Origin of the sequence: Streptomyces sp. CNQ085 (genome assembly GCF_022614595.1) — a bacterium.
Lineage (GTDB): Bacteria > Actinomycetota > Actinomycetes > Streptomycetales > Streptomycetaceae > Streptomyces.
In genome coordinates this window covers 674-6,868 of the sequence record NZ_JAJFAU010000068.1, presented here as the reverse complement: position 1 = coordinate 6,868, position 6,195 = coordinate 674, and the positions used below count along the sequence as shown (strand labels likewise).

At 74.6% G+C, this 6,195-nt stretch carries 6 protein-coding genes and 1 pseudogene; 2 read left to right on the top strand and 5 right to left on the bottom strand.

The features are described from left to right. Positions 1–20: 20 nt before the first annotated feature. From LJ221_RS13475 to LJ221_RS13465, 3 genes are all read right to left on the bottom strand, one after another. Entirely contained in the window at positions 21–908 is an 888-nt protein-coding gene (locus LJ221_RS13475; RefSeq protein ID WP_241716723.1) for an NAD kinase, read from the bottom strand. A gap of 68 nt (positions 909–976) precedes the next feature. Continuing rightward, positions 977–1,807 (bottom strand): TlyA family RNA methyltransferase, encoded by an 831-nt coding sequence (locus tag LJ221_RS13470; RefSeq protein ID WP_241716696.1) that lies wholly within the window; start codon positions 1,805–1,807, stop codon positions 977–979. 7 nt (positions 1,808–1,814) lie between these two features. Further along, complete coding sequence (locus LJ221_RS13465) at positions 1,815–2,132, bottom strand: hypothetical protein (RefSeq protein ID WP_241716694.1); 318 nt, start codon at positions 2,130–2,132, stop codon at positions 1,815–1,817. Positions 2,133–2,203: 71 nt separating this feature from the next. Between LJ221_RS13465 and LJ221_RS13460 the strand changes: the two genes are divergently transcribed. Next, complete coding sequence (locus LJ221_RS13460) at positions 2,204–2,551, top strand: SCP2 sterol-binding domain-containing protein (RefSeq protein ID WP_241716692.1); 348 nt, start codon at positions 2,204–2,206, stop codon at positions 2,549–2,551. Positions 2,552–2,719: 168 nt separating this feature from the next. Here LJ221_RS13460 and LJ221_RS13455 read toward each other — a convergent pair whose 3' ends face one another. Then, complete coding sequence (locus LJ221_RS13455; protein ID WP_241716690.1) at positions 2,720–3,787, bottom strand: HAD hydrolase-like protein; 1,068 nt, start codon at positions 3,785–3,787, stop codon at positions 2,720–2,722. Between the two features lie 77 nt (positions 3,788–3,864). Between LJ221_RS13455 and LJ221_RS13450 the strand changes: the two genes are divergently transcribed. Then, complete coding sequence (locus tag LJ221_RS13450) at positions 3,865–5,175, top strand: DUF1015 family protein (RefSeq protein ID WP_241716688.1); 1,311 nt, start codon at positions 3,865–3,867, stop codon at positions 5,173–5,175. A gap of 77 nt (positions 5,176–5,252) precedes the next feature. On the opposite strand, the pseudogene LJ221_RS13445 reads toward LJ221_RS13450, so the two are convergent. Further along, positions 5,253–6,195 (bottom strand): annotated as a pseudogene (locus tag LJ221_RS13445) (tetratricopeptide repeat protein); the annotation flags it as partial.

Below are 6,195 nucleotides of genomic sequence, written 5' to 3'. Positions count from 1 at the left end.
CACGGCGGGCGCGGCCGCGGTCAGTGCGGCGCTCCGCGCCACCCGGCCACCGGGAGGGCGAACTTCGCCACCAGGCGGTCGGTGAAGGAGGCATGGTGCAGCCGCGCCAGCCGGACCGGCACCGCACCGCGCCGTACCTCCACCCGGGCCCCGGCTGGCAGCTCGGCGGTGCGCCTCCCGTCGCACCACAGGACACCCCCGTGGGTCTGCGGCTGCACCTCGACTGCCAGCACCGAGTCGGGCGTGGTCACCAGGGGCTTGGCGAACAGCGCATGAGCGCTGATGGGCACCAGCAGCAGCGCTTCGACCTCCGGCCAGACCACCGGCCCGCCCGCGGAGAAGGCGTACGCCGTCGAACCGGTGGGCGTGGCGCACACCACCCCGTCGCAGCCGAAGCGGGAGACCGGCCGGCCGTCGACCTCCGCGACGACCTCCAGCATCCGCTCACGGGCGGCCTTCTCCACCGAGGCCTCGTTCAGCGCCCAGTCGCGGTGGACGACGTCCCCGTCGCTGCGGACGAGCACATCGATGGTCATCCGCTCCTCGACCTCGTAGGAGCGTGCGACCACCCGCCGCACCACCTTGTCCAGATCGTCGCGCTCGGCCTCGGCGAGGAAGCCGACCCGGCCGAGGTTGACCCCCAGCATCGGCACCCCCGAGGCGCGGGCGAACTCGGCGCCGCGCAGCAGCGTCCCGTCCCCGCCCAGGACGACGATCAGCTCGCAGCCCCCCACGGCCTTCTCGCAGATCTCGCCGTCCGCCACTATCTGCACGGACGGCGGCAGCTCCAGGTCGGCCGCCTCCTGGGCCAGGACGCGCGCGCCGATGCCGCTGCGCAGCAGTCCCTGGACGACCAGTTCGGCACTGCGGACGGCGGCCGGACGGCCGGTGTGGGCGATCAGGAACACCGTCCGAGCGGTGCCCTCCGCGCCCTCCGCGGCCCGCTCGGTCGTGCTCTGCTTCGTGCTCCGCGTGGTCACTGGGGGCCCTCCGCCACGGCTCGGTCGACATCGGCCGGGTCCAGTTCGGGTGCCCCGGCACGCAGCCACAGGAAGTACTCGACGTTACCGGAGGGCCCCGGCAGAGGGCTGGCGGTCACTCCGAGCACGCCGAAGCCCAGCCCCGCGGCCCGGCCCGCGACGGTGCGGACCGCCTCGGCGCGCAGGGCCGGGCTGCGCACCACGCCCCCGCTGCCCAGCCGCTCCCGGCCCACCTCGAACTGCGGTTTGACCATCAGCACCAGATCGGCCCCGGGCGCCGCGCAGCGCGCGAGGGCGGGCAGCACCAGGCCGAGCGGGATGAAGGACAGATCACCGACGACGAGGTTCACCGGCTCACCGCCGATCTGCTCCACGGTCAGCTCGCGGACGTTGGTGCGGTCGCGCACCAGCACCCGCTCGTCGCTCTGCAGCGACCAGGCAAGCTGCCCGTAGCCGACGTCCACGGCCACCACGCGCGCGGCGCCGGCGCGCAGCAGCACGTCGGTGAAGCCGCCGGTGGACGCCCCGGCGTCCAGCGCCCGCCGCCCGGCCACGGTCAGCCCGCGGGGGGTGAACGCCTCCAGCGCGCCGGCCAGTTTGTGGCCACCGCGCGAGACGTAGTCGGGATCGGCCGCGTCCTCGGCGACGACGACGGCGGCGCCGGTCTCCACCTGGGTCGCGGGTTTGGTCGCGGGAGCGCCGCCGACGGCGACCCGGCCGGCGGCGATGAGCCGGCCGGCGTGCTCGCGCGAGCGGGCCAGGCCGCGGCGCACCAGTTCCGCGTCGAGCCGGTTGCGCCGGCCACGCTGGTTTCGTGACGCTGCCACGTGCGGTTCAGCTCCCGGGGTTGTGCGGCGCGCCCGGTGCGGGCGGCCCGGGTCGCTGGTCGAGCGCGGTCAACGTGTCACGCAGTCCGCGGTGCACATCCTCGTACACCTCCAGATGGCCGGGAACGGCGAGGTGGTCGGCGTCCGCCAGGCGGCGCAGCCGGGCGTCGACCCCGGCGTCCCCGGTGGGTACCACGTGCAGCCCCGGGGGCCGCGGCCCGCCGCCCCCGGCCGGGGCCTCCTCCCCCGGCTCCGTCCCCTCGCCCACCGGGCCCCGTGCTGCTGGTTCCGTCTCCGGCGCGCTGCCGGACATCGGCTCGTCCATGGTCACGACGCTACCTCGCACGGCGTCCGCCCCGTCGGCGGGCACTCCCTGTGGGGTACCGTCGTGAGGCGATGGCGACCACACAGCAGTGCCGGACCGCGCTGGAGCGGCTGGCGAGGAACCTCGCGGACGCGGACGACGACGTGCGCGGCGCCGCCGCCCTGGAACGCTCGGTCAGCTGTCATCTCACGGACCTGGACACCACCTTCACCGGCCGGCTCATCCACGGCCGCATCGAGGACATGGCCACCGTCCACGGCCCGCCGCCCGTGCGCGCCCAGATCAGACTGGCCATGACCGGCGACGACCTGGTCTCGCTGGTGGACGGCCGGCTGAACTTCACCCGTGCCTGGGCCCGGGGCCGCGTCAGACTGGAAGCGGGCCTGCGGGACCTGCTGCGACTGCGGTCGCTGCTCTGATCGCTTCCCTCCCTGACGAGGGCCGGGGAAGCCGGGCGAGCCGGAGAGTAGAAGCTCGGAGACACGGGTGATGTGGGCGGGGGCTCCAGCGGAGACGACGGCCGTATGACCGCCGTCTCCCACTCCCGCGTGAGAGCGGTCACGCAGACCTGAGCACGGAGGCCGGTGTCACATCCCCAGGGTCGCGAGCGCCTCGTCCGTGCCGGCCCCGCACACGCCCTCCCCGGCCTCCGTCCACGCGGCGGCGCACAGTGCCCGCAGCCCGTCCACCGGGTCCTCCCCCCGTCCCTCCAGCCGCAGCACGCCGCCCTCCGCGGAGGCCGCCCAGCCGCCGCACAGGAATCCGCCCCGCTCCCCACCGCGCGACTCCTCCACCTCCGGCTGCGCCCGGTGCAGGGCCCTGAGGTCCGCGGCCACATACGTCGGCCGGTGCTCGGGAGGAGCGGCCAGCAGCTGCGCCGCGTCCGTCACCCCGGTGAGCACCAGCAACGAGTCCACGCCACCCGCGTACGCGCCCTCGATGTCGGTGTCCAGCCGGTCGCCGACCACCAGCGGCCGCTCCGCGCCCGTGCGCAGAATCGTCTCGCGGTGCATCGGCGGCAGCGGTTTGCCCGCCGTCCTCGGCTCCGGAGCCGGGCGCATCCAGCGCGTCGCGATCCGCACCACCTCCACGGCCGCGCCGTTGCCCGGCGCGATACCCCTACCGCTGGGGATCGTCAGGTCCCTGTTGGAGGCGAACCACGGCACTCCGCGTCCCACCGCGACCGCCGCCTCCGCCAGCCGCCCCCAGGGCATCTCCGGCCCGCCGTACCCCTGTACGACCGCCACCGGGGCGTCGTCCGCCGACTCCACCGGCTCCAGACCGCGTTCGCGCAGCGCCACCCGCAGGCCCTCCGCCCCCACGCACAGCACCCTCGAGCCGGCCGGCAGCTCCTCGGCGATCACCCGCGCCACCGCCTGCGCCGAGGTGACCACCTCCCCCGGCTCGGCGGGCACTCCCAACCGCGTCAGGTGCCCGGCGACGGTCTCGGGGGTGCGCGCGGCGTTGTTCGTCACGTACGCCAGCCGCATCCCGGCCTCCCGGGCCGCCGCGAGCGACTCGACCGCGTGGACGACCGCCTCGCCGCCCGCGTAGACCACACCGTCCAGATCGAGCAGTGCGGTGTCGTACACCCGGCTCGGCGGGGCTCCGCAGCCCTCCGGCCGGGTCCGTATCGGGCGGTGGGGTCTGGTCATCGTCGTCTCGCTCCTCGGGCCGGCGCTCTTCCTCCCCCGATCATCCCTCACCCCGCACACCGGCATAACATGCACCAATGCTGCGATCCCAGGGCCCCGAACACCCCTCGGGCGGCCTTCTCCTCGCTCCCTTCCGCGGCCTGCGCTACGCCCCCGACCGGGTCGGCAGCCTGGCCGCCGTGACCTCACCCCCGTACGATGTCGTGGTCAGACCCGACGGCCTGCACCACCTGCAGACCGCCGACCCCCACAACATCGTCCGGCTGATCCTCCCGGAGGCCGCCGACCCCGCCGCCCGGCATCGGCAGGCCGCCCGGACCCTGCGCCGCTGGGAGGCCGACGGCGTCCTCGTACGGGACCCGGAGCCCGCCCTGTACGTCTACGAGCAGCGCCGGGGCGACGTGCTCCAGCGCGGCCTGATCGGCTCGCTGCGGCTGACCCCGCCGGACGAGGGCGTCGTACTGCCCCACGAGGACGTGATGCCGGAGGTCGTCGAGGACCGCGCCGCCCTGATGCGCGAGACCGCCGCCAATCTCGAACCGCTGCTGCTGTCGTACCGCGGCGATGGCACCGCGACTGGGGCCACCGCCGTCATCGAGCGCACCGCGGGTAGGCCTCCGCTGCTCTCCACCACCACCGAGGACGGCTTCTCGCACCGGCTGTGGGCGGTCACCGACACGGAGGAGATCGCCGAGGCCGGGCGCGACCTCTCCCGCCACCAGGCGCTCATCGCCGACGGCCACCACCGCTGGGCCACCTACCTGCGGCTGCGCTCCGAGCAGACCGGGTCGTCCGCCGGCCGGGCCGACTTCTGGGACCACGGCCTGGTCCTGTTGGTGGACACCGCCCGCTACCCGCTGCGGGTGCGGGCCATCCACCGCGTACTGCCCCACCTGTCAGTGACCGACGCCCTGGCCCGGATGGAGGGCGCCTTCAGCGTACGGACCGTCGACGGTCCGCTCCCCCGCGCCCTGCGCAGCCTGGAGACCACCCCCGGCAACGCCTTCCTCCTCACCGGCGACGGCGTCTTCCGGCTGCTCCACGGCCCCGACCCGGGTCTGCTCGCACGCGCCGTCCCCGGCGGCCTTCCCGGGGAATGGCGGCGGCTTGACGCCACCGTCCTGCACTCCGCCCTGCTGAGCGCCCTCTGGCGCGTCCCGGACGGCCCCTCCGAGGTCGGCTACCTCCACGATGCGGCGGCGGCCGTGGAGCAGGCCGAGCGCCTGGGCGGCTCGGCGGTCCTGATGCGCGCGGTCACGGAGGAAACCGTGCGCGGACTGGCCCGCAAGGGTGTGACCATGCCGCGCAAGTCCACCTCCTTCGGCCCCAAACCGGCCACCGGCCTGGTACTGCGCGCCCTCGACGGCCGGCCGGGAGAGCCCGCCTGACCATACGGCGGGGCGGGGTCCGTCCGAAACGGGTCCCGCCCTCACCTCGTCCCGTGCTCTCGCACCTCAGGCGTCGCTCAGCGCTCTTCCTCCGCGTCCCCCTTCTCCGGCTCCGGCCTCGGGACATCTTCCGGATCCGCTTCCGGGTCGAGGGCGTCCAGGAACTCCACGCCGTCCAGCTGAGCCAGCCGGTCCGACGCGTCGGTCATCCCGCCCTGGTCCGCCTCCAGCGCCCTGGCGAACCACTCGCGGGCCTCCTCCTCCCGGTCCACGGACAGCAGCGCGTCAGCGTACGCGTAACGCAGCCGCGCCGTCCACGGCTGCACGGAACTCGCCGCCAGCTCGGGACTCTGGAGCGTGACCACGGCCGCCTCGGCCTGCCCCATGTCGCGTCGCGCTCCCGCAGCGACCAACCGCATCTCCACCTGCCCGGCCTTGTCGAGTTTCCGCACTTCCGGCTCGCCGGCCATGGCGAGTGCCTTCTCCGGCCGGCCAAGGCCGCGCTCGCAGTCGGCCATCACAGGCCACAGGTGGGAGGAGCCGGTCATCCGGCGGGCAGCCCGGAACTCGGCCAGCGCCTCGGCGTACTTCCCCACGCCGTATGCGGCGAAGCCCGCAGCCTCTCGCACCGCGGCCACACGGGAAGCCAGCCGTAGTGCGATCTTGGCGTAGCCATAGGCCTGCTCGGCGTCCTCGTCCAGCAACTTCGCCACCATCACCAGATTCCTGGCGACGTCCTCGGCGAGCGTCTTGGGCAGGCTCATCAACTCCTGCCGCACGTCCTTGTCCAGCTCCTGCCCGGTGACGTCCTCCGGAATGGGCAGCCGCCTGATGGGTTCACGGTCACGGTCCTGACCGCGGTCACGCGGACGCTCCTCACGCCGGTAGCCCGGGCCTCCGCCCTCGCGTCGGCCGCGGTAACCGCCCCGGTCATCACGGCCCCGGCCGCCGCCCTGACCGTACGGACGCCTTCCCCGGTCGTCATCACGGCGCGGGCCACGCGGCCGCTCACCCCGATCA